General features: G+C 59.9%; 20 protein-coding genes and 2 tRNA genes. 11 read left to right on the forward strand and 11 right to left on the reverse strand.

Annotated features, from left to right (window positions below; all coding sequences use genetic code 11):
* The first annotated feature begins 19 nt into the window (after positions 1-19).
* The 3 genes from GKA01_RS10075 to GKA01_RS10085 all read left to right on the forward strand — a co-directional run bounded on the left by GKA01_RS10075 (position 20) and on the right by GKA01_RS10085 (position 2,471).
* Positions 20-973 (forward strand): tyrosine recombinase XerC, encoded by a 954-nt coding sequence (locus tag GKA01_RS10075; protein WP_146862397.1) that lies wholly within the window; start codon positions 20-22, stop codon positions 971-973.
* A complete protein-coding gene (locus GKA01_RS10080) occupies positions 970-1,887 on the forward strand; it encodes a retroviral-like aspartic protease family protein (RefSeq protein ID WP_146862327.1) in 918 nt (305 codons plus the stop codon). Before GKA01_RS10075 ends, GKA01_RS10080 begins: the two co-directional genes overlap by 4 nt.
* Positions 1,888-1,949: 62 nt before the next feature.
* Positions 1,950-2,471, forward strand: a complete 522-nt coding sequence (locus GKA01_RS10085) for a DUF1543 domain-containing protein (protein WP_228119927.1) — start codon at positions 1,950-1,952, stop codon at positions 2,469-2,471.
* A 94-nt stretch (positions 2,472-2,565) separates the two neighbouring features.
* Here GKA01_RS10085 and GKA01_RS10090 read toward each other — a convergent pair whose 3' ends face one another.
* From GKA01_RS10090 to GKA01_RS13635, 5 genes are all read right to left on the reverse strand, one after another.
* On the reverse strand, positions 2,566-3,087 hold the full coding sequence (locus tag GKA01_RS10090) for a hypothetical protein (protein ID WP_146862330.1): 522 nt from the start codon (positions 3,085-3,087) through the stop codon (positions 2,566-2,568).
* A gap of 73 nt (positions 3,088-3,160) precedes the next feature.
* Positions 3,161-4,435 carry an ammonium transporter gene (locus tag GKA01_RS10095; RefSeq protein WP_146862333.1) on the reverse strand — a complete coding sequence of 425 codons (1,275 nt, stop codon included), beginning with the start codon at positions 4,433-4,435 and terminating at the stop codon, positions 3,161-3,163.
* Positions 4,435-4,773 carry a P-II family nitrogen regulator gene (locus tag GKA01_RS10100; RefSeq protein ID WP_174694216.1) on the reverse strand — a complete coding sequence of 113 codons (339 nt, stop codon included), beginning with the start codon at positions 4,771-4,773 and terminating at the stop codon, positions 4,435-4,437. Before GKA01_RS10100 ends, GKA01_RS10095 begins: the two co-directional genes overlap by 1 nt.
* Before the next feature lie 147 nt (positions 4,774-4,920).
* Positions 4,921-6,144, reverse strand: coding sequence for a mechanosensitive ion channel family protein (locus tag GKA01_RS10105; RefSeq protein ID WP_146862336.1), 1,224 nt, complete (start codon positions 6,142-6,144; stop codon positions 4,921-4,923).
* A 287-nt stretch (positions 6,145-6,431) separates the two neighbouring features.
* Positions 6,432-6,944: a hypothetical protein gene (locus GKA01_RS13635; RefSeq protein WP_167506356.1), complete on the reverse strand. Its 513-nt coding sequence runs from the start codon at positions 6,942-6,944 to the stop codon at positions 6,432-6,434.
* On the opposite strand from GKA01_RS13635, the gene GKA01_RS10110 reads away from it, so the two are divergent.
* Together GKA01_RS10110 and cysE are read left to right on the forward strand one after the other, a co-directional pair.
* Complete coding sequence (locus GKA01_RS10110; protein WP_146862339.1) at positions 6,921-8,138, forward strand: UbiH/UbiF/VisC/COQ6 family ubiquinone biosynthesis hydroxylase; 1,218 nt, start codon at positions 6,921-6,923, stop codon at positions 8,136-8,138. The two genes, GKA01_RS13635 and GKA01_RS10110, sit on opposite strands and share 24 nt — an antisense overlap.
* Positions 8,135-8,914 (forward strand): serine O-acetyltransferase, encoded by a 780-nt coding sequence (gene cysE, locus GKA01_RS10115; protein WP_146862342.1) that lies wholly within the window; start codon positions 8,135-8,137, stop codon positions 8,912-8,914. The genes GKA01_RS10110 and cysE overlap by 4 nt, the downstream gene beginning before the upstream one ends.
* Positions 8,915-8,957: 43 nt before the next feature.
* Here cysE and GKA01_RS10120 read toward each other — a convergent pair whose 3' ends face one another.
* Complete coding sequence (locus GKA01_RS10120; protein WP_146862345.1) at positions 8,958-10,118, reverse strand: aldose epimerase family protein; 1,161 nt, start codon at positions 10,116-10,118, stop codon at positions 8,958-8,960.
* Positions 10,119-10,434: 316 nt separating this feature from the next.
* Between GKA01_RS10120 and GKA01_RS10125 the strand changes: the two genes are divergently transcribed.
* Both GKA01_RS10125 and GKA01_RS10130 read left to right on the forward strand, forming a co-directional pair.
* Positions 10,435-11,253: an MlaA family lipoprotein gene (locus tag GKA01_RS10125; protein WP_228119928.1), complete on the forward strand. Its 819-nt coding sequence runs from the start codon at positions 10,435-10,437 to the stop codon at positions 11,251-11,253.
* A gap of 10 nt (positions 11,254-11,263) precedes the next feature.
* Positions 11,264-11,857: an MlaC/ttg2D family ABC transporter substrate-binding protein gene (locus GKA01_RS10130; RefSeq protein ID WP_146862348.1), complete on the forward strand. Its 594-nt coding sequence runs from the start codon at positions 11,264-11,266 to the stop codon at positions 11,855-11,857.
* Between the two features lie 175 nt (positions 11,858-12,032).
* Here GKA01_RS10130 and GKA01_RS10135 read toward each other — a convergent pair whose 3' ends face one another.
* From GKA01_RS10135 to GKA01_RS10145, 3 genes are all read right to left on the reverse strand, one after another.
* Positions 12,033-12,530 carry a GNAT family N-acetyltransferase gene (locus tag GKA01_RS10135; RefSeq protein ID WP_146862350.1) on the reverse strand — a complete coding sequence of 166 codons (498 nt, stop codon included), beginning with the start codon at positions 12,528-12,530 and terminating at the stop codon, positions 12,033-12,035.
* A gap of 75 nt (positions 12,531-12,605) precedes the next feature.
* A complete protein-coding gene (gene ettA / locus GKA01_RS10140; protein ID WP_146862353.1) occupies positions 12,606-14,285 on the reverse strand; it encodes an energy-dependent translational throttle protein EttA in 1,680 nt (559 codons plus the stop codon).
* 76 nt (positions 14,286-14,361) lie between these two features.
* Positions 14,362-14,435 (reverse strand) — tRNA-Ile (locus tag GKA01_RS10145).
* A gap of 218 nt (positions 14,436-14,653) precedes the next feature.
* Between GKA01_RS10145 and GKA01_RS10150 the strand changes: the two genes are divergently transcribed.
* The 4 genes from GKA01_RS10150 (at position 14,654) to GKA01_RS10165 (ending at position 19,864) form a co-directional block, all read left to right on the forward strand.
* Entirely contained in the window at positions 14,654-16,822 is a 2,169-nt protein-coding gene (locus GKA01_RS10150) for an FUSC family protein (protein WP_146862356.1), read from the forward strand.
* A 170-nt stretch (positions 16,823-16,992) separates the two neighbouring features.
* The gene (gene adhS / locus GKA01_RS10155; RefSeq protein ID WP_146862359.1) at positions 16,993-17,394 is read left to right on the forward strand and encodes an alcohol dehydrogenase subunit III; all 402 of its coding nucleotides are present in this window, start codon (positions 16,993-16,995) and stop codon (positions 17,392-17,394) included.
* 174 nt (positions 17,395-17,568) lie between these two features.
* Complete coding sequence (gene ppa / locus GKA01_RS10160; RefSeq protein ID WP_146862362.1) at positions 17,569-18,090, forward strand: inorganic diphosphatase; 522 nt, start codon at positions 17,569-17,571, stop codon at positions 18,088-18,090.
* A gap of 172 nt (positions 18,091-18,262) precedes the next feature.
* Positions 18,263-19,864, forward strand: coding sequence for a carbohydrate porin (locus GKA01_RS10165; RefSeq protein ID WP_146862365.1), 1,602 nt, complete (start codon positions 18,263-18,265; stop codon positions 19,862-19,864).
* 37 nt (positions 19,865-19,901) lie between these two features.
* Here GKA01_RS10165 and GKA01_RS10170 read toward each other — a convergent pair whose 3' ends face one another.
* Positions 19,902-21,239: an FAD/NAD(P)-binding protein gene (locus GKA01_RS10170; protein ID WP_146862368.1), complete on the reverse strand. Its 1,338-nt coding sequence runs from the start codon at positions 21,237-21,239 to the stop codon at positions 19,902-19,904.
* Positions 21,240-21,422: 183 nt separating this feature from the next.
* Positions 21,423-21,497, reverse strand: a tRNA-Gly gene (locus tag GKA01_RS10175).
* Positions 21,498-21,506 lie beyond the last annotated feature (9 nt).

Genomic DNA, 21,506 nt, shown 5'->3' on the forward strand with positions numbered 1-21,506 from the left:
AAATGCCATGACCGCATCCCTGATGGCGCTCGATGCTCTGCGCGATTGGACCGAATGGCTGACGCATGAAAAGCGCTCCAGCCCGCGCACGGTCGAGGCCTATCGCCACGACATCCTGCTGGCGCTGACGTTTTTTCAGCAGCATCTGGGCGGGGATGTGACACTGACCGATCTGAGGAAGCTGTCCCTTGCCGACCTGCGCGCCTGGCTCGCGCATGAAACGGCCCGCAGCGAAAAACCGACCCGTCGCGTTACCAGCGCCGACTCGCGGGCACGCTCGCGGGCACGGCATGTCTCAGCCCTACGGTCCTTTTTCCGGTATCTGGCCGTGCGGCACGATCTCTCCAACCCTGCGCCATCTTTGCTCGCTACGCCGCGAACGAAAAAACGCCTGCCACGTCCGCTGGGACAGGAGGCGGCTCTAGCGGCCCCGGAAGGTATTTCCGACGATGCCGAGACCAGTCAGGCCGCCCTGCGCGACCGGGCATTGTTCACACTGCTTTACGGCACGGGGCTGCGGATCGGCGAGGCGCTGTCGCTCGACATCCGGGACATGACGAATGCGGGGCAGAACATGCTTCGCGTGGTTGGAAAGGGCGGCAAGGAACGGCTCGTACCCCTACTTCCGGCGGTGATCGAGGCACTGGAAAACTGGAAAGCTGCCCATCCCACGCCCGCGCCCGATGCGCCCCTGTTCTGTGGCGTCCGGGGCGGCCGCCTCAATCCCGGTGTGGCCCAGCGCGCCATGCGGAACTGGCGCAAAGGCGAGGGGCTGCCGGATTCCGCAACGCCCCACGCCCTGCGCCATTCCTTCGCCACGCATCTGATGGAGGGCGGAGCGGACCTGCGCACCATTCAGGAACTCATGGGCCACGCCAGCCTCTCCACGACGCAGGCCTATACGCTGGCGGACGAAAAACACCTTCTGGACGTGTGGCGCAAAGCCCATCCCCGTGCGGATGGCGGCGCATGAAACGCGGTCTTTCCATAACGGCGCTGATTCTGGGCCTGTGCATGACGACAGCGCATGCGGCTCCAGTCTGCGAGATGGCACGTGCCGTCGTGCTACCACTGCGCGATGATGGCGGCTATCTGAGCGTCCCGGTGACAGTGAACGGCCACAGTGCCTCGATGATCGTCGATACGGGCTCCGAAGGCAGCCTCATGACTCCGGGAGGTGTTGCGGCCTTCCATCTGCCGCCCGATCCCCAGCATCGGACAATGATGCAGGGTCCGAACGGTGCCCCGCGCGTCGTGCCGAATGTCCGGATACAGGATTTGAAACTCGGCACACCCCATTCGGGAGAACTCGCGCTCGGGGCCGGAACGATGGCGGTCGGCACCCTTCCCGGCTCTCCCATGATCACACCGCCCGTTTTCGGGCTGCTCGGCGCGGATGTGCTGGCGGATTACGATCTGGAATTCGACGTCCCGCACCAGCGCCTGACATTATGGCGCGTCCATCTGGCCTCCCATGCCTGCCAGCCCCCACCCGTCTGGAGCGGCCACTGGACGAGCGTGCCCGTCCGTCGGATCTCCGACCGCCTGCTGCTCCCTTTCACACTGGACGGACTAAGCGGAACGGCCCTGCTGGACAGTGGCGCGCGCTCGCATATCGTCAGCACGGATTTCGCCCATCGTCTCGGCCTGACGGACGACCAGCTCGCCCTTGATCCAGGCGGCATGACCTCGGGCGTGGATCTGCACGAACGCGCGTATCACTGGCACCATTTCAGACGCTTCGAACTGGGCGGCACCGTCTGGACCCGCCCCGTCCTGACCGTCGCCCCGGTCCACGATCAGGCCGACATGCTGCTAGGCTCGGACTGGTTCGCCCATCACGACATCTGGCTCTCCTATGCCAGCGGGTGGTTGTTTTTCCGCTGAACGACGGATGCGGCAATAAAGGTTAAGCTGGTCGCTGCTCTAAAAATACAGGCGACAGAGCCATGCTCTCTTTTTACAGGAACGATATGAAATTATTCATATTCTATCTCGGCGGTTCAGTGCCCGGAGCGAACATCGAGGTCCATGACGTCCAGTTTGCCGTCGCCAGACAAACAGAAGACGCTTATCCCGCTCTCGCCGCACGCTGGTTCGGCACACGAGATTCTCTCCACATTGATGCCTATGGCGTGGTGGAATGGGCTGACGGCTTCAGGGTGACGTTGGAAAAAGAAAAACCAGCCCATAAAGAGAAACTGTATTTCATAAATATGGGTGGTTACAAAAAAGGCGACCTAAGGGAAGAGCATGAATTTGCATTCTTGGTAGCTGAAACAGCCGATCAAGCAAAATCAAAGGCCAAGAATACTCTTTTGCCCGATCATTCTCACCGTCACAAAGACAACCTCATGGAAGTCGATGACTGTATCCCCTTAGAGCAGATCGGAGGATTTTATATCCATTTGACCCATGAGGAACACGGTGAATCCGTGACAGCAGAATGGCAAGGATATAGGAAAATCTGATGATTTCGCGAAACCATCATTCCAACAACTTTGGAATGGGAGTTTAAAAAAGGCGCTTCCATGAGAGAAAGCACCTTTTGTTTAAAAACGAACCTTATTCGCCCTTGAGACGTGCGTTGCACTGCGACCAGTAGCCACCGCCCTTCTGGATCCATTTCAGGGAACCGTTGCCGCCATTCGCCTTGTTGGCGTTGTACTGTGCGACGCAGGTCTTCTGGCGGGCGCGGCCAGCAGAGAGCTTGCTGAATTCCGGAGAAATGGTGGTCGGGAACACGACATTGCCAGAGGACGCCGTAGACGCCTTGGGAGCGATCGGGGCTTTCGTACCAGCCGGAGACGAATCCGCAGGCGCGGCGCTTACCGGCGCTGTCGTGGCTGGAGCCGCAGCGGGGGCAGTCGCAGCAGGCGTGGTGGTAGCGGCGGCCTTGGCCGTATCACCACAGGACGCGGCCTTGAAGGCCTTGTAGGACTGGCCGTTCAAAGTGCCGTTCTGCTTGGCCGTCTTGAATGCGGCATGGCATTCCTTGGCCGTCATCGCATGGGCAGGAGCGACGTTCAGACCTGCGGCCAGAAGGGCTGCGAGGGAGAGGCCGGAAAGGGTTTTTGTAAACGTCATGCAGAAAGAACCTTCATTCTGAAACCAGCGGGAAAGGACGGCCTCCCGCTACCTGACCGCTGGAGAAGCGCAATCAGTTGATGCGCTCACCATGCAGAACCATGTCGAGACCTTCAAGTTCCTCTTCCGGTGAGACCCGCAGGCCCATCGCCAGATCCAGAACCTTGAGGATCACCGTCGTCATGATCACACACCAGACGACGGTGACGCCGACTGCTTCGATCTGTGCCAACACCTGATGGACACTTGCGACTGTCCCGACCGGATTGGAGGACGTGGCCGACAGCGGACCATAGGCGAACGCCCCGGTCAGGATCGCGCCGATGATACCGCCCGTACCGTGAACACCGAACGCATCGAGGCTGTCGTCATAACCGAAGCGGTGCTTGAGCCATGTGGCGCTCCAGAAGCACCCTGCTCCGGCGATCAGGCCGATGACGACCGCGCTTCCCGGCAGTACGAACCCCGCCGCAGGGGTGATGGCAACCAGACCGGCCACCGCACCCGAAATGATGCCCAGAGCCGTCGGCTTGCCCGTCCGCGCCCATTCGACGATCATCCATGCCACGCCGCCCGCGGCGGCCGCGACCTGCGTCGTCAGCATCGCCATCCCTGCGCGGCCATTGGCGCCCAGCGCGGAGCCCGCGTTGAAGCCGAACCAGCCGACCCAGAGCAGGGACGCGCCAATGATGGCGTAGGTCAGGTTGAAGGGAGACAAGTCTTCCGTACCCACGCCCTTGCGACGGCCCAGAATGATCGCACAGACCAGACCCGCCACGCCGGAGTTGATGTGCACGACCGTACCGCCGGCGAAGTCCACCGCGCCGAGCCCCGCAACCCATCCAGTAGGGCTCCAGACCCAGTGTGCGACCGGGGCATAAACCAGCAGCAGCCAAGCCACCGTGAAGAGGCACATGGAGGAAAACTTCATGCGTTCGGCATAGGCGCCTGTGATGAGCGCCGGGGTGATGACGGCAAACGTCATCTGGAACATCATATAGACGCTCTCGGGAATCGTCATCGGCACGGCGGCAGCCGTACCCGCACCGAGCGTGAAGGCTGAGTCCACGCCGTCACGGAAGTTGTCCGCAACCCCGTGCAGCATGACACGGGACAAATCCCCGATCCACGGCGACCCCGTCGAGAAGGCCAGGCTATAACCCGCGACCATCCAGACGAGACTACCGATGCAGCAGATCATGAAAGACTGGATCAGCGTGGCCAGCACGTTCTTTTTGCGGACCATGCCGCCATAGAACAGCGCGAGGCCGGGAATGGTCATCATCAGCACGAAAGCCGTGCTAACGAGCATCCAGGCCGTATCGCCCGTATCGATGGGCGTCCGCATTACAGTGCGCCCTCGCCGGTTTCTCCCGTACGGATCCGGATGAGCTGATCGAGGCTGGAGACCATGATCTTGCCGTCACCGATCTTGCCCGTCCGGGCCGCGGTCATGATGGCTTCAATCACGTCTTCGACGATCGCGTTGGAAACGGCGACCTCGATCTTGAGCTTGGGCAGGAAGCTGACGTGATACTCGGCGCCACGATAGATTTCGGTCTGTCCTTTCTGGCGACCGAATCCCTTGACCTCCGTAACAGTCAGGCCCTGCACACCCAGAGGTGTCAGGGCTTCGCGGACGTCATCAAGCTTAAACGGTTTGATGATGGCAGTAACGAGCTTCACGAACGGCATATCCTCGTTGCGATCGGGTAATCTTTGTCAGAGTATGCCCCAGATCATGCCAGTCTCATAATGATATTGGCAGCCCGATCATGCCGTTTCCGGTGAAATTCCCATGAATAAGAGACGCTGTTGCCCAAATACTCCGCCTCAGGGGCGTCCGGGCGTTGCAGCAGGAGGGGACACCGGCATATCCGGGCCGCGATAGGGGCCATCCTGCGGCCGGTTGACGGGCGGGGCGACCAGAGCATCCGGCCATGCGTTCTGCTCGGGCGCGCCGGGGACGATGGCCGTGCGGCCACGCGGCAGACATTCCGGCATTTCAAGACGCAGCCGGCGCAGCATGCGCTCGCGGATGTCGCAGGCCAGATCCCACATGGAATTCGCATCAGGCGCACCGGCAATCAGACGGATGGACATGACCTGCGCGTTGCTGTCCGCGATCTGACAACCGATGGAGGTCTTGTCCTGATCCCAGTCCGGGCACTTGGCCAGTTCCTCGAAATACATCTCCCGCAGGCGGTCCACCGGCGTCTGATAATCCAGCCACAGGAACAGCGAGGCAATCAGGGATGGTGAGCTGTGCGTCCAGTTCTGGAACGGATTCTCCAGGAAGTACGAGATCGGCACGATATACCGACGACGGTCCCAGGTCCGCAGAACAACATAGGTCGCATTGATTTCCTCAACCCACGCCCAGTCCCCGTTCAGGATCAGCATGTCCTCCATCCGGATAGGCTGCGTGACGGCAATCTGGATGCCCGCGATCAGGTTCGTCAGCGCCGGACGGGCCGACAGACCGACGATCAGCGATGCCGCACCAGCAGACGCAAACAGCGACACACCGAATTTCTGGACCGAGTGAAACACCATCAGCGAGGACGCGACCGTCAGCACACCGAACGAAATCTCGATCAGTCGACGCAGGACACGGATCTGCGTCTGATGGGAGCGGACGGTGATGTCATCCGCATGGTCCCTCGCACTGATCCGCGTCAGGTACTGATCCGTCAGCAGGCGGAACGTCCGGATGATGCCAAAGCCAAGATTGAGAATGAAAAGGCAAATGAAGACCTGTTCCAGAAACGACGTCGTCGCATCCGTAAAGCCGACCGTGGCCTGAAGGGCGGCACTGGCAGCAATGATCATCAAACCATTGCGGATAGGCGCCCGCAGCCGCGCAATAATGGCATGAATAAACTGGACACGCCGCAGGCCCGGCAGCCGCGGGAGGGCATCTGTAATGATGCGGCTGGACAGCAGCGCGATACCCGCAGCGAACACCAGAATCAGAATCGAGCCCAGCGGAGACGGAAGCCAGTCCAGCAGATGTCCGAGCCGTGTGATGGACCTGACGTAAGAGTTTTCAATCATGCGTTCTGCGATTCCTTATCTTCTTGCTGTCTCGGCGCGGCTCTCCACAAAACAACATCATCGGCCGCAGATCGTTCCCGAATCGCGTACCTAGAGTGAAATCATCAGGGTCCGTGCCTGTCGAATTCCTTTCCAGGAAAGCACAGAAACGGCCCTTAGAAGACCGAGACATCCATTTTCCGCGCAAAAAAGACAGTTTTACTATGGACCATAGATCTATTTTCAGTCTGTCTTGAACGTTATAGTTCAGAAATTTAAGAAAGCCCCCATGGGGTACAATCTCAAGATTACGCGCTCCCCCTCTGGTCCGGCAGGCCCCTGCTACTGCAAAAGTGGTTCAACGTTATCAAAAGCGATGACGAACTCCAGTTCGCCGTGCCGAGCGAGCCCGAAAATATTCGAGCTACGATGCAGAATGGCTGAACCATCCCCTGATTTACGGTGCGGGTACGCGATCCTGCGCGGATTTCACGCAGGCCGTCACCGACACGACGTCCCCCGTCAGCGTCATATTCTGCAATTGGTACCTCGGGCTTGTAACGGCCATCAACGCCGCCCGCCACCAGGACGGAAAAAGCGTGATGACGCTTAATCTGACGCCCGAAGTGGTGCGCGAGGATCAAGCCTTTCTCATCCAGTACTGCCGGGAACACCCCGAGCGCAGCTTCCATCAGGCTGCCCTCACGCTGCTTCAGATGCGTCTCGCCCGCTGCCCTCCATAAGGAAAGCGCCCCCTTCCGCTCGAACCATCGCAGGAGTAGGACAGGGGCAGGGAGATGAGTACGATGAAAAAAACCCATTACGACCTCTGCATCAACGGCGCCGGCCCTGTAGGCGCTACGCTGGCGTGTCGTCTGGCGGCAGAGGGCGTGCGCGTCCTGCTCATCGACCGCAATGCCCTGCCCGGCATGGAAGATCCGGCTCTGGATGGTCGGGCCTATGCCATCGCGGAAGGCTCCCGCCGGATGCTCGCGGAGGCGGGCATCTGGGACAATCTGCCCAATGTGGCCCAGCCGATCCATGAAATCCTCGTGGCGGACGGACGCCCTCACGAGGCCCCTTCCCCGCTAACGCTGCATTTCGGCCCGGAAGATGCGCCAGAAGGCCAGAGCTTTGGCTGGATGGTTGAGGCACGGGACCTTCGACTGGCTATCAACCAGACGCTGAAGCAGTATGACAGCCTTGATGTGCATGCGCCGGATCTGGGAAATTTCACGTTCCACCCGGATCATGTCTCCATCCGTCTGGCCTCAGGCAAAACCGTAACGGCGAAACTGGCCGTAGCAGCGGAAGGACGTCGTTCCCCGCTTCGCCGTCAGGCGCGGATCGGCCTGACGAAAATTCCCTATAATGAATACGGCATCGTCGCGACAATCGCGCATGAAAAGCCGCATCATGGCGTGGCGCTCGAACATTTCCTGCCGGAAGGTCCGTTCGCACGCCTGCCGATGCCCGGCACCGCTGAACACCCGCACCGCTCCGCCATCGTCTGGGCCGAAGGCGAAGGCCGCGCCCAGCGCTTCCATGACCTGCCGGACGAGATTTTCGCCCGTGAAATCAAGGCCCGCATGGCGGACGAAGATCTGGGCGAGATCACCCCGACCGGTCGTCGTTGGATCTATCCACTCTCGGCCCAATATGCCCACAGCTATATCGGTCCGCGCCTCGCTCTGGCTGGCGATGCAGCGCACGGCATTCATCCGATTGCAGGGCAAGGCCTGAACATCGGCTTCCGGGACGTGATCTCACTCGCGGAGCTGCTGATCGAGGCGCATCGCAATCGCAAGGACATGGGAAGCCGCGAGCTTCTGGTCCGCTATCAGCGCAACACCCGCCCCGGCAACATGGCCATGCTCGCCGCAACGGACGCGCTTGAGCGCCTGTTCGGGAACGACAATCCCGTCCTGCGCCGTCTGCGCGATATGGGCATCGCGGGCGTCCAGCGCTTTCCCGCCCTCCGCCGGGCCTTCGTCAGAAAGGCCATGGGCGTATGACGCGAGCCGCTACAGAAACACCCCCCGAAAGAACATCGGACCTCACGGCCTTCTGGCAGGACATGCAGTCCCAAGCCTGCAGCTGCCATGATCCGCTGATCCAGGATGTGTTTTCCACCAATATCGGAGACCATCCGGATTTTGCGTCCGCGCTGGCCTCCCTGCTGGGCACGAAACTTGCGGACCGCTCCATTCCAGCGACGAGCATCACCCGGCTCGTCGCCTCGATCCTGAGCGCCGATCCCGATATCGCCGAAGCCGCGGCTGCCGATATTCTCGCGACCTATGACCGCGACCCGGCCTGCCCCGACCTCGTCACGCCCTTCCTGTTCTTCAAGGGATGGCAGGCACTTCAGGCCTACCGGATCTCGCATCATCTCTGGACGAAAGGCCGCCAGCATCTGGCCCATCATTTCCAGAGCCGGATCAACGAGCTTTTCGCCATCGACATTCACCCTGCGGCCCGTCTCGGGCGCCGGCTGAGTATCGACCACGGAACGGGGATCGTCATTGGCGAAACCTGCATCGTCGAGGATGATGTCTCGCTGTTTCAGGATGTCACGCTGGGCGGCACGGGCAAGCTGAGCGGCAACCGTCACCCCATCGTGCGGCGCGGGGCCATGATCGGCGCTGGAGCCAGAATCCTCGGTCGTCTCGTGATCGGAGAATATGCCCGGATCGGCGCGGCTTCGGTGGTTCTGGAAGATATCCCGGCCTATTCCACCGCCGTCGGCAATCCAGCACGGATCGTGAGCACCACCCCCCGCCCGGCATAAAGCACTCAGGGTCCGGAGCCTGCGCCCCGGACCCTGATGTCTTTTACTTGTTCGAGAACTTGAAAATCGTCGTGTAATCGAACGTCTGACCCGGCTTGAGTTCAGTCGTCGGGAAAGACGGATGGTTCGGGCTGTCGGGATAATGCTCGGCCTCGAATGCAATCGCATCGCCCTGACGATAGGCATGACCGGACACCCCGGCATAACCGCCATCAAGCGAGTTGGACGTATAGACCTGAAGCCCCGGCTGGTTCGTCAGGATTTCCATGCTGCGGCCCGAACGCGGATCATAAACCTTACCCGCCAGACGCGGCGCCTGACCGGACGGCCCGTTGACGACCCAGTTCATGTCATAACCACGCGCATACATCATCTGCTGGTCGTTGCTACGCAGACGATCGCCGATGACGGTCGGCTTGCTGAAATCAAGCGGCGTCCCGGCGACAGGCGCGATCTGGCCAGTCGGGATCGACGTTGCGTCGGTCGGCGTGAAACCATCCGCGTTGATCTGAAGGATTTCCGGCTCAATGGAGCCCGAACCTTCACCGTTCAGGTTCCAGTAGCTGTGATTCGTCAGGTTCAGAACCGTCGGCGCATCGGTCGTGGCGACATAATGCAGCGACAGGGCGTTGTCCGTGCCCAGCGTATAGGTCACATGCGTCGTCAGCTTGCCCGGAAAGCCCTGATCGCCGTCCGGGCTGACCAGCTTGAGCGTCACATACGCGCCATTGTCGTTGGTGCCGGTCTTCTCGATCGTCCAGACGTTCTTATCGAAGCCCTTCTTGCCGCCATGCAGAGCATTCGGCGGGGCCGTCACGTCCGTGTGATAAATCTTGCCATCAACGGGGAAATTACCGCCCGCGAGACGGTTGGCATAACGACCGATGATGGCGCCGAAGAACAGACCGCCCTTCGCGCTGTCGACCGTATACCCCTTCAGATTGTCGAACCCGAGAACCACATCCTGAACATGCCCTTCGCGGTCCGGCGTCTCGACGGACTGGATGATGCCGCCATAGGTGATGATACGGGCCGTCGTGCCGAGGCCGTTCTTCAGAGTCACAATCCGCACGGGTTTGCCATCCGGCGTGCTGCCCCAGGGCTGACTGGCCACGGTGGGATGCGCCTGTGCCACACCGGCACTCAGGGCCAGAGCCCCGACAGTCGCGAGAAGCGCACCCTTCGAACCGAAGAATCTGGACATTGAAAACCTCCCGGATGTTGAATTGAGGTCACACTGATCCCAAAAATCTCGAAGGGTCAAAGCGAGGAAAGCAGCCGGAAAGCATCTGGATCGTTAAAGCATCTAACCTCTTCAAACGAGCAGCATTTGCAGACATACAGGGATGCACGCTATCGGAGGATACGTTATGACTACGCCCCTCCGCAGTTTTCCGCGACGGATGGCGCGTGGCCGATCGGAGTTCATGGAGTCCTTCAGGGAACGGATTACGAAAATTTCCGTTTTCCGGTGACTTCTTCGTGAGCACTGGGCCGGGAAGGGTATTTTGGGGATGGTTATGGACTTTCGGCAGGACGACAACGCAATCCGGGAGACGCACTCGCGTCACATGTCACGACGCGGCAGAGCTCTCGCAGGCGTGCTCGCCCTGCTGACGCTTGGCGCCTGCGGGTCACTGCGGAACCCTCCTCCGACGGATCCGGACGATCTGGCAGATTACAAAGCCGCCAACGATCCCTACGAACCCATGAACCGCAAAATGTACAACCTTCAGATGTGGGCCTACCACAAGGTCCTGCGTCCGGTAGGCAAGGCCTGGATCTGGGCTGTTCCCAAGCCCGTGCGTCATTCCATTGCGAACGTGAATGAAACCTGGCGCGAGCCTGCGGTGTTCTTCTCGGATGTCGGTGCAGGCAAGCCGCGTCGCGCCGGAGACGCCTTCATGCGTTTTGCCATCAACATGAGCGCTGGCGTTGGGGGCTTCTTCGATGTCGCGGGCCTGGTGGGCTACAAGCAGCATGAAACCGATCCGGGCCTGACCTTGGGAAGCTGGGGCGTTGCGGGCGGCCCCTATCTGTTTGTCCCATTCATAGGGCCGACCAATATCCGTGATGGCATTGGCTACGGCATCAGCCAGGGTCTGACGCCGATCAACTATGTGCCTCGTGGCTATGATCTGTTAACCTTCAACTGGGCTTACAACGTGGCCGGGACCATGGAAGGCTACGCCAGCTCCATCGACCAGATCGACCATCTGGAACAGGACAGCCTCGACCCGTATTCCTACATCCGGAGTGCGTGGCAACAGAACCGCCAGAGCCAGATCGACACCATCAAGGGCGATGACCGCGCAACCACCCCTGACTGGTACAACTGAGGACAACGACATGTTCAACGTATTCTCGCGCCGCACTGTTCTCGGTGCCGTCGTCTCCCTCGCCGTCGCAACCGGAGCCGCGCATGCCAGCACGGCGACGGATTTCGTGAACTCCTTCGGTGGCCGTCTGGCAGCCGTCGTCAATTCGGACAAGCCGCTGAGCGAAAAGAAGAAAGAGGTTCTCCCGCTACTCAAGGAGAATGTCGACATTACCGGGATCGGCCGTTACTGCCTCGGCAAGTACTGGCGGACTGCCACTCCCGCCCAGCGTGACAAGTACATCTCCCTGTTCGATCAGGTGCTGGTCAACACCATCACGGACCAGATCGGCAACTATCAGGGTGTGAGCTTCCGCGTCACCAGCACAAGCACCATCCCCGAAGGAGAGCGCGTCAATGCACTGATCGACCGTCCAGGCCAGCCGGAAGTCAACATGCAGCTCATCATCGGCGGCAACCCGCCCAAGGTGGTGGACATGTACGGTGAAGGTGCCAGCCTGCGCATGAACCAGCGCGGCGATTACAGCTCCTATCTGGCCCGCCATAACGGCGATGTGGACGCGCTGAATGCCGCCCTTGAGCGCCAATTGACCCATCACCAGTAAAAGCATCGCGCAGGGTTCGCCCGACACTGGACGGATCCTGCGCAGCAGGCCTTTAGTGGCCCGGATGCTGTACCGTAATACTGTTAGATCGTATCACGGGCCGTAAACAGCACATCGATCCACTCTTCCCCTGAAAACACACCCGTTCCCTACCCCCGCAGATTGGATAGCAGGTTCAGGCGGCCTGGATTTCGTAGAGGAACATCACGTCCCCGTCGCGATCAAAGGTCTCAGTATGGCGCAGTCCCAGGCTGCCCAGAACCATGCGGGAGGCAAGATTGTCTTCGCGGGTCACAGCCACAATCCGCTTCTCACCACTGTCGAGCACGTATCGCAGGGCAGCAGCGGCGGCCTCACGGGCAATGCCCCGACCGGCCGCCCATGGAAAAATGGAAAAACGCAGCCCCAGACCCCGACCATCAGGACGTTCGTGAACGCCTGTAATGCCAACGAAACGGCCATTTTCGCGGATTGAAAAAATACCGACCCCGCGCTTTGCCCAGAAACTGACGTCCTCCGCCATTTCCTGTTCCGTGGTCGTCCGGTTGCGGACGCCGCCGAGCATCCGCGCAAACGCCCCGGCATCGCTCTTGAGCGCCACCATCTCTTCCAAATCCGGCCAGTTGACCGGAGTCAGAACAAGCCGGGCGGTACGGATTTCACGCCCCAGCACGCAGCTCTCCCCAGGCTTTCAGCATTTCCCCTTCAGGGAGCAGGACATCCCATCCCCTGAGAGGAAAATGCCGGATCAGCGGGCCAGCGGGCGATACTTGATCCGGCCCGGTTCAGTCGCGTCCGGTCCCAGACGGCGACGCTTGTCGGCTTCGTAGTCCTGGAAGTTGCCCTCGAACCACTCGACATGGCTGTCGCCCTCGAAAGCAAGGATATGCGTGGCCAGACGGTCAAGGAACCAGCGGTCATGGGTGATGATCACGGCGCAGCCCGCGAACTCCGCCAGAGCGTCTTCGAGGGCACGCAGCGTATCGACGTCAAGATCGTTGGTCGGTTCGTCGAGCAGAATGACATTGCTGTCCTGCTTGAGCATCTTGGCGAGATGGACGCGGTTGCGCTCACCACCCGACAGGATGCCCACGCGCTTCTGCTGGTCCGCACCCTTGAAGTTGAACGCCCCCACATAAGCCCGTGACGGCACCGTGCGTTTGCCAAGCTGGATGACGTCCGTGCCGCCGGAAATTTCTTCCCACACAGTCTTGTTGTCATCGAGCGTGTTGCGGGACTGATCCACATAGCCCAGCTTCACTGTCTCGCCGATCTTGAGCGAACCGCCATCCGGCGCATCATCACCCGTGATCATTTTAAACAGCGTAGACTTACCCGCACCGTTCGGCCCAATTACGCCCACGATACCGCCCGGCGGCAGCTTGAAGCTGAGATTGTCGATCAGCAGACGATCACCAAAGCCCTTGCTGAGATTTTCGGCTTCAATAACCGTGCCCCCCAGACGCGGACCCGGCGTAATCACGATATCCGCCGTGCCGCCTGCCTTTTCAGCATTGGCGGCCAGCATTTCCTCGTACTTCGTGATACGCGCCTTGCTCTTCGCCTGACGGGCCTTGGGCGAGCTGGAAATCCACTCCTGCTCGGCGGCAAGAGCGCGCTGGCGGGAGCTTTCTTCCTTCTCTTCCTGCGCCAGACGCTTGCGCTTCTGAACGAGCCAGGAGGAGTAGTTGCCTTCGAACGGATAGCCACGACCACGCTCGAGCTCAAGAATCCAATTGGTGACGTTATCAAGGAAGTAACGGTCATGGGTGATGACCATGACAGTGCCCTGATAGTCCCGCAGCGTTTTTTCGAGCCAGCTCACGCTCTCGGCGTCGAGATGGTTGGTCGGTTCGTCAAGCAGCAGGATATCGGGCTTTTCGAGCAGCAGGCGGCACAGTGCCACGCGGCGGCGTTCACCACCCGAAAGCTTCGTGACCGGGCTGTCAGCCGGCGGGCAACGAAGCGCATCGAGCGCGATTTCCAGTTTACGATCCAGTTCCCAGCCATCACCGGCGTCGATCTTTTCCTGAAGATCGGCCTGCTCGGCGAGCAGCGCGGTCATTTCATCGTCCGACATCGGCTCGGCAAACTTCATCGAAATCTCGTTGAAGCGGTCCACGGCCTTTTTCAGTTCACCGAAACCCTGCGCGACGTTCTCACCGACCGTCATGCTCTCGTCGAGCTTGGGCTCCTGTTCGAGATAACCGATGCGGACACCCTCGGCAGCCCAGGCCTCGCCGCCATATTCCTTTTCAATGCCCGCCATGACCTTGAGCAGCGTGGACTTACCCGCGCCGTTCACACCCAGCACACCGATCTTGACGCCCGGCAGGAAGGACAGCGTGATGCCCTTGAAGACTTCGCGCCCACCCGGATAGGCCTTCGTAAGGTCCTTCATGACATAGACGTACTGGTAGGCGGCCATGGGAGGTCTCCTTGATCGGTGGATGGGCGGGGAAGAAGCGGAACAGATGTCCCGCAGAAATCAGGTTGGCACACCGTGCGCCCGGAGGGACTCGAACCCCCAACCAAGCCGTTATGAGCGGCCGGCTCTAACCAATTGAGCTACAGGCGCGCGGGTGCAGTCCGCAATCGCCCAACTCGGGTCTTTTTGCAAGGGCTGACATGGTGGAATGTGTCTTTTTAAGTTAGTGTGTCACGCCTTCCCGTTCCCTAAAGGCCGTTCAGGCGACCTTTGCTGCCGTTGCGAGATGGCCTCACTGGTCCGTATTGCCCGAAGGGATGTCCGATGCCTGCAAATATCGCGAAAATACCCAGTAGTACCCCACAGACATGATACAGGCCGGACCGGTCGCGCTCATTCGCCGACTGCGATGGCTTTACGCCCCCGACCCGGTCATGGCCGGATATGCGCTGCGAACGACCTTCACCTCTCTCCTCGCGCTCGGCATTGCGCTGTGGATGGAGCTCGGCAGCCCGCAATGGGCGGCGCTGACCGTCTGGATGGTCGCACAGGGCACACGCGGACGCAGTCTTGCGAAAGCCAAATGGCACCTCTTCGGCATGATCGTCGGTGTCATCAGCGGGATCAGTCTGGTCGCCTCCTTTCCGCAGGCACCGCTGATGTTCATCCTTCTGCTGGCCGGCGGAATCGGTGCATTCTGCATGATCGGCACGTTCATGCCCGGCCCGGCGTCCATGACGAACTACCGCATCCACGGCATGCGGGCCTCAGGCTTCACCTACGCCATCGTCTCTCTCGACGGGATCGCCGACCCGCACCACATCTTCGCCATCTCAATGGCCCGTGCCACCTATATCCTGCTGGGGATCGTGCTCGAAGCCTCGATTTCAGGCCTGTTCCAGCTTGGCCTGACACGACGGACGCGCCAGCAGCTCGCCAATACCTTCGAGGACACACTCAAACCCGCTCTGACCTCCATTGCCGACATCCTTTGCGGCAAGGAGGGAGCAATGCAGAACGTACAGACCATTTTCACCCAGATCACGACACTCGGCGACCAAGTGGAATTCGCCGAAGTGGAACTGGGCCGACACGATCACGCTGGCGACCATGCCCGCGCAGCGCTGGCGGATATCGCGGTGCTTCTCGCCCGGGCTCTCGATCTTGCTACGCTCATGCGCCTCCCCCTCAGTCAGGACGACATGTTTCACCGGGAGGCCGAAGCCATCCGCGACATGTTCCTCAGGCTTCCGGCCCGGCTGGAGGGAACAGAAAGCATGAGCGTCATTCTGGCGGATCTTCTGACCCTTCGCCGTCAGTGCCGGCAGAAGGTCGTTCTCGATTTCACTACGGTCCAGCCGGACGACATCGCCCGTGAAGCCTTCCTGCGCCACGGAATGCTACAGCAGGCATTGGTCGAACTGATCGACGCCCTCCGCATGGCGCTGAGCCAGTTCGAGGCCAGCCGCCACCCGAAAGCCCACGATCATTTCCATGCTCCGATCCGCTCTTACAGGGACTGGCAGCAGGCGGTCACCAACAGTCTGCGCTCATCCGTCACCGTCTTCGGGGCGGGCCTGATCTGGATCTGCACGGCGTGGCCCAGCGGGCTGACCTTCATCATGTTCGTCTGCATCATATGCAGCCTGTTCTCCACACTGGAACGTCCAGCACTGGCGACACAGGCCTTCCTGCGCGGTGCCTGCTGCGCGGTCATCGCGGCAGGCGTGATCAATCTCGAACTGATGGGCAAATCCACGACATTCGAAATGCTGGGTATGTGGTCGGGACTGGCGATGATGCTTGGCGGTCTGGCCTTCGCCTACCCGCCCCTGGCCCTTCCGGCCGTCTCCTACAACCTGTTCCTTCCCATTCTAATCGGGCCATCCAATCAGGCGAAAACGAACGAAATCGTCTATTTCAACACGGCCATGCCCCTGCTTCTGGGGCTACTCTATGCCTCATGGATGTACCGGACGTTCCTGCCCTACGATCCCGCCCGTCAGCGCTGGACCATGCGCGAACACATCCTGCGCGAGTTGCACCGCATCGCCGAAGGCCGCACCAGCGAGACGGTGGACAGCGTGGTATCGCGCAATGTGGACCGTTTCGTGCGGCTCATGACAAATTCTGGTTCGACGCCCTCACCCGTCATTCAGGCCTATCTGACGGGCATTCTGTCGAGCATGCGCGTCATGCTCAATCTCCTGCGGCTTCAGGCCATCGGGCGTGACACGCGTCTGGAAAAAAGTGCCCGGCAGGCCCTATCTCTGGTCATGGGGCGGATGAGTCATTTCAGCGGCCGCTATCATGGCCATTACGGCCGCACCCTGCGGGCGACGAAACTCGCGATCCTGCGCCTGAGGACAAGTGCCTATAGCGAATCACGCGCCCGAGAACGGTTCGTGCTGATCGCCGCACTGACCAGCCTGGATGTCATCGCCACGGAACTGGATACCAACCGCATCTTTTTCGATGCGAGAAGTCCCTACCTGGATCCTTCAACAAGCCCGGCTGATCTGCAGGTCGGAGAATGAACGCAGCGGGAGCCGGATGACTGACACAATTCTCACGAACTGATCACGAAGAAATGTTCTGCAATATGCTTCCCTTTTTCCGAAAAGGGAGGAATGTTTCGCTTTCAGCCGCGGACCACCGCGGACGACAGGTTTAAACCCTGCTGGGTTTCAGAACTAAGGATACCGTGATGTTTCGTCGTATCGTGCCCGTCCTCGGCCTCGCCCTCGGGCTTGGCCTGGCTTCCCAGGCCGCCATGGCACAGGAACAGTCCCCTCCGCCTCCGCCGGCTGTCCAGGGGACGCCGGGCAAGGACTTCACGGGGGTTTCGCCCGCCAACCTCGCAGGCATCATGAACTACTGTGTCGAACAGCAGTATGTGTCTTATGACGAAGGCAACCCGGTTCTTTACGGCCTGAGCGAGAAGTACAAGGCTACCGAACAGACGGTCGGCAGTTTCGACTACGCGCTCGGCACCGCCGGCTATTTCGACAGCAACGGCAAGCGTTTCTATCTCGTGGCCTACACGAATGAAGACGATCGCCGCGCTGCCTGTCACGCCGCCGTCAAGGCCGCACAGCCGATGCTCTGAGGCCTATCAGACAGGATCAGGACTCCCCAAAAACTCCCCATACCGCGCGGTATGGGGAGTTTTTTTATGGGAAGTTTACGTAACGGCAGGCAGGCGCTTTCATTCCGCTCTGGGCAGAGCCTGCACGCACCGGTACTATCTCCGCCTCTCCAAACAGTTCAGGACATGGACATCATGGACGTTTCCAAGATCTCGCCGGGCAAGGACCTGCCCAACGACATCAATGTCGTCATCGAAATCCCGCAGGGATCACAGGTAAAGTACGAAGTGGACAAGGACAGCGGCGCTCTCGTGGTGGACCGTTTCCTGTTCACGCCGATGGCCTATCCGGCAGCTTACGGCTTCATTCCCGGCACACTGGCCGCCGACGGCGACCCGGCGGATGCCCTCGTCCTGACGCCATCCGCCGTAGTACCCGGCGCAGTCATCCGTGCGCGCCCGATCGGCATGCTGAAAATGGAAGACGAAAGCGGACAGGACGAGAAGATCATCTGCGTCCCGCACGACAAGGTGCATCCGCAGTTTTCAAACGTACACTCCGTGGACGACCTTCCGGAAATCACGAAGAAGGCGATCACGCATTTCTTCGAGCGCTACAAGGATCTGGAACCCAACAAATGGGTCAAAGTCACGGGCTGGGCTGACAAGGCCGAAGCCGGAAAGGTCATCATGGCCTCCGTTGCTGCCGCAAAGTAAGCGCCAACACATCTCAGGAAAGCCCCTCAGAGCCTCTGGCAACGAGGGGTTTTCCCACGACATCACCTTCATTTGTGAAAAATAGCGATATAAGTAACATTATATTATGATCTTTACCGGTAAATATGTGTTATCTCTTGATAGCTAACCTGCTTTCCAAGGAATCAGCGGCTTGTCTCGAGTGCACATTCACGCGGCCTTCTGCCTGGCCACGTTTCTTCCGTCCTGCGCAATCGCCCAGAGCCTTGGAGCCAACGGCACCACTGCTCAGGACAGTTCTGTACGCGCGTCATCCGTGTCCAGCACCACATCCACCTCTGTTCCGGCGCCTTCAACCGACACCTACAGTCCGGCCAAGAAAATTACGCAGATCCGGGTCACGGCCCCACAACAGATCATTCCGCCCGTCATCTGGCCTTCAGAAAACTCGGAACTCCCCAGCGAGCGCGTGAACACGCCACTGAACCAGATCTATTTCGGCAAGGAGTGGGTACCTCCCCTTCCCCGTCCCGAAGCGCTCCTGACGAACCCGTTCGGGTGGAACACATGGCTGCGCGACCGTGGCATCGCGATCACGATGGATACGACGAACGAATTTTCCGGCGCCATTACCAGCCCGACGCGTGGATATGGCCTGAAACAGGGCAGCAGCAATGCCGGCCAGTACAGTTTTGAAAACGACATCGACTGGGAAAAGCTCGCCAATATCCGCGGCTTCTCGACCCATGCGCTCGTCGTTGGCCGGTATGGCATCCCCGCCAGCCGCATGTTCGGTGACAACCTGAATCCGAGTTCCGAAATCTATGGTGCCGGCGGAAACGTGGTCGTCCACCTTGTCTATGCCTATGGTGAAGAGACTATTGCAAAAGGACGCGTGGATCTGGCTGCAGGTCGTATTCCATTCCTGAACGATTTCTCGTCCAACCCGCTATACTGCACCTTCCAGAACAATGCGTTCTGCGGAAATCCCAAAGCCTCATCCGATAACACGATGCATTCGTCCTACCCTGACGCAAGCTGGGCGTTCCGCGTTCGCACGCGCCCGACGACAAGTACCTACATCCAGACTGGCGTCTATTTCACGCAGGCCGGAATTTATGGCAACACGCAGTTCCGAACAGGCTTCAAATTCAACGGCGCGGACATCCACGGCGAAGCAATCCCGGTTGAAGCCGGCTGGGAGCCGTTATTTGGCAAAGACCACCTGCCTGGTCACTACAAGGTCGGCTATGCCATCGACAATGCACCCCACAAAGATAACTACTATGACGTGAACGGGCAGCCCTATGTCATCAGTGGTCTGCCGGCCCGCACCGTGAATTATTCCTGGTCCGCCTGGGTCCTGGCCGATCAGATGGTTCTGCGCCACCACGTCAAAGGCAATGCCGATGCCGGCCTGATCCTGCTGGGCGGCATGTATGCCAACAGCCCACGCACGCAGCTTCGCGGCCAACAATACTTCGCGGGACTGATCGATAGTGGCTTCTGGGCCTCCCGCCCGCTGGATACGATCGGTATCAACTTCTCCTATGTCCGCGTTGCCAAAAATGCGACTGCCACCGAACGGCTTCAGGCCCTGTACGGCATACCGTTGATGGCAAGCTCCCTGACACCACAGACATTCGGGGCAGTTCTGGAAGCAACGTATCGCATTCACGTTATGCGAGGCGTCACCTTCGCACCGGATTTCCAGTATTACTTCCACCCCGGCGCGCAGAAAGCCCTCAAAGATGCGGCGATGCTCGGGTTCAAAAGCCACATCCAGTTCTTCTGAGCCTGCCCATCCGGGGGGAGATGTTCCTCTCGGAGTTTCATCCTTTACCGCGGGTTTCCAACAACAGGGCCAGGTCCCATGCCTGCTGCCGGATTTCAGGAATGGCGGTCGTTTCGACCAGCATTCCCCATCGCATGGGACCGATGGCAAACAAATCTTCCTGAATCTGCCCCGCACCGTCGACTAGCGCGCCGTTCTCATGGCATTCCAGCCCTCCAAACGCGGTCTCACGCGCCATGCCATCTTCAAGCAGCGTGCGGGGAAGACTATCCCGCATCTGACGGTATGCGCGGCTCGGGCCCGTGCAGTTCACGACATGCTCGGCAGAAACGATGGCCAATCCATCCGGAGTACGGGCCTCAAGCTCAACAGTTTCGCCACGCAGGCCCAGACGGATCACGTCCCCCCGTCGACACAGGAATGTTCCCTGCGCCTGCTCGATTGCCAGAAAATTCGCCACTTCAGGAGCGACCCGGTGTCGGACAATGTCCCAGCGGCGCTGCAAATGACGACGGAAACGCTTTTTCTCCGTCAGGTTGAGAGAAGCCCAGAGCAGGTTAATCTGGGGGCGGAGCGCATCAACGGCGCTCCTCCACTCCGTTCCCTGAGCCAGACTGTTGCGAAAAGCCCGGAAAAACGCGCTCACGCTTGCAGGCGTGCTGGCAGGAATGACAGGAGATTGTGCGGGCTCGGTCACGGCATGGGATTCAGGACACCAGCCATGCCGGGACAGGGCGACAACCCTGCCACGATGCCCCGTCTCCCTGAGCCGCATCAGCACATCCAGAGATGTCAGCCCTGTGCCGATCATGGCGACAGAGGCATCTGGAGCAATCCGGTCGGAAAGATCGTTATCCCAGCCGGACGGGTGATAGCGTCCACTCTTCGTCAGATCCTGACTGACGGGCGCCACGGCTGCCGGACCGAAATTTCCGGTTGCCAGAACAACCTGATCGGCTCTGATCACTTCACCCGTTTTCAGCCCGAGTTCCAATTTTCCGCCATTACGACGGCAGAACAGCACCGTTGTCTGGAGCCACTCTGGCGACATCTGACGCCACAGATCCGACAGGTAGCGTCCATAGACAGCCCGCGGGACAAACGCGGCTGGCGACAGATGCGGATCATGATGCTCTCTGACCCAGTGCAGGAAATGATCCGGATCACGAACGTCGGCGCTCATGGAGCGGACAGGAACATTAAGAAAATGTCCGGGAGAAAGCGTGGAATAAGCCAGCCCGACCGCAGGCCGGGGAGATGGATCGAGAATGATAATGCGCGAACCGGCCTCAAGCTGCCACAGCGCCCATGCGAGAAGCGTTCCGCTTGCTCCGCCACCAATGATCGCAATGAGGGGACGGGGTGGATGATCCATGCTGCCACTTTCTTTTCCGGACGACGGGTGGACACAGCATGACTCTATTGGCTGAAACAGGATGCATCGTTGCGTAACGCACTCTCCTGCCGTCAGTCCCCATCATCAAACGACGGTACGACAGCAGATACCCAACCAGAAAATGGAAGAGTTCGCAATTTGATATGAGCTGGAGATCCTGTCTGGAGCGGGCGATGGGATTCGAACCCACGACCCCAACCTTGGCAAGGTTGTGCTCTACCCCTGAGCTACGCCCGCACTCCGTGG

Source organism: Gluconobacter kanchanaburiensis NBRC 103587, assembly GCF_007988905.1.
GTDB lineage: Bacteria > Pseudomonadota > Alphaproteobacteria > Acetobacterales > Acetobacteraceae > Gluconobacter > Gluconobacter kanchanaburiensis.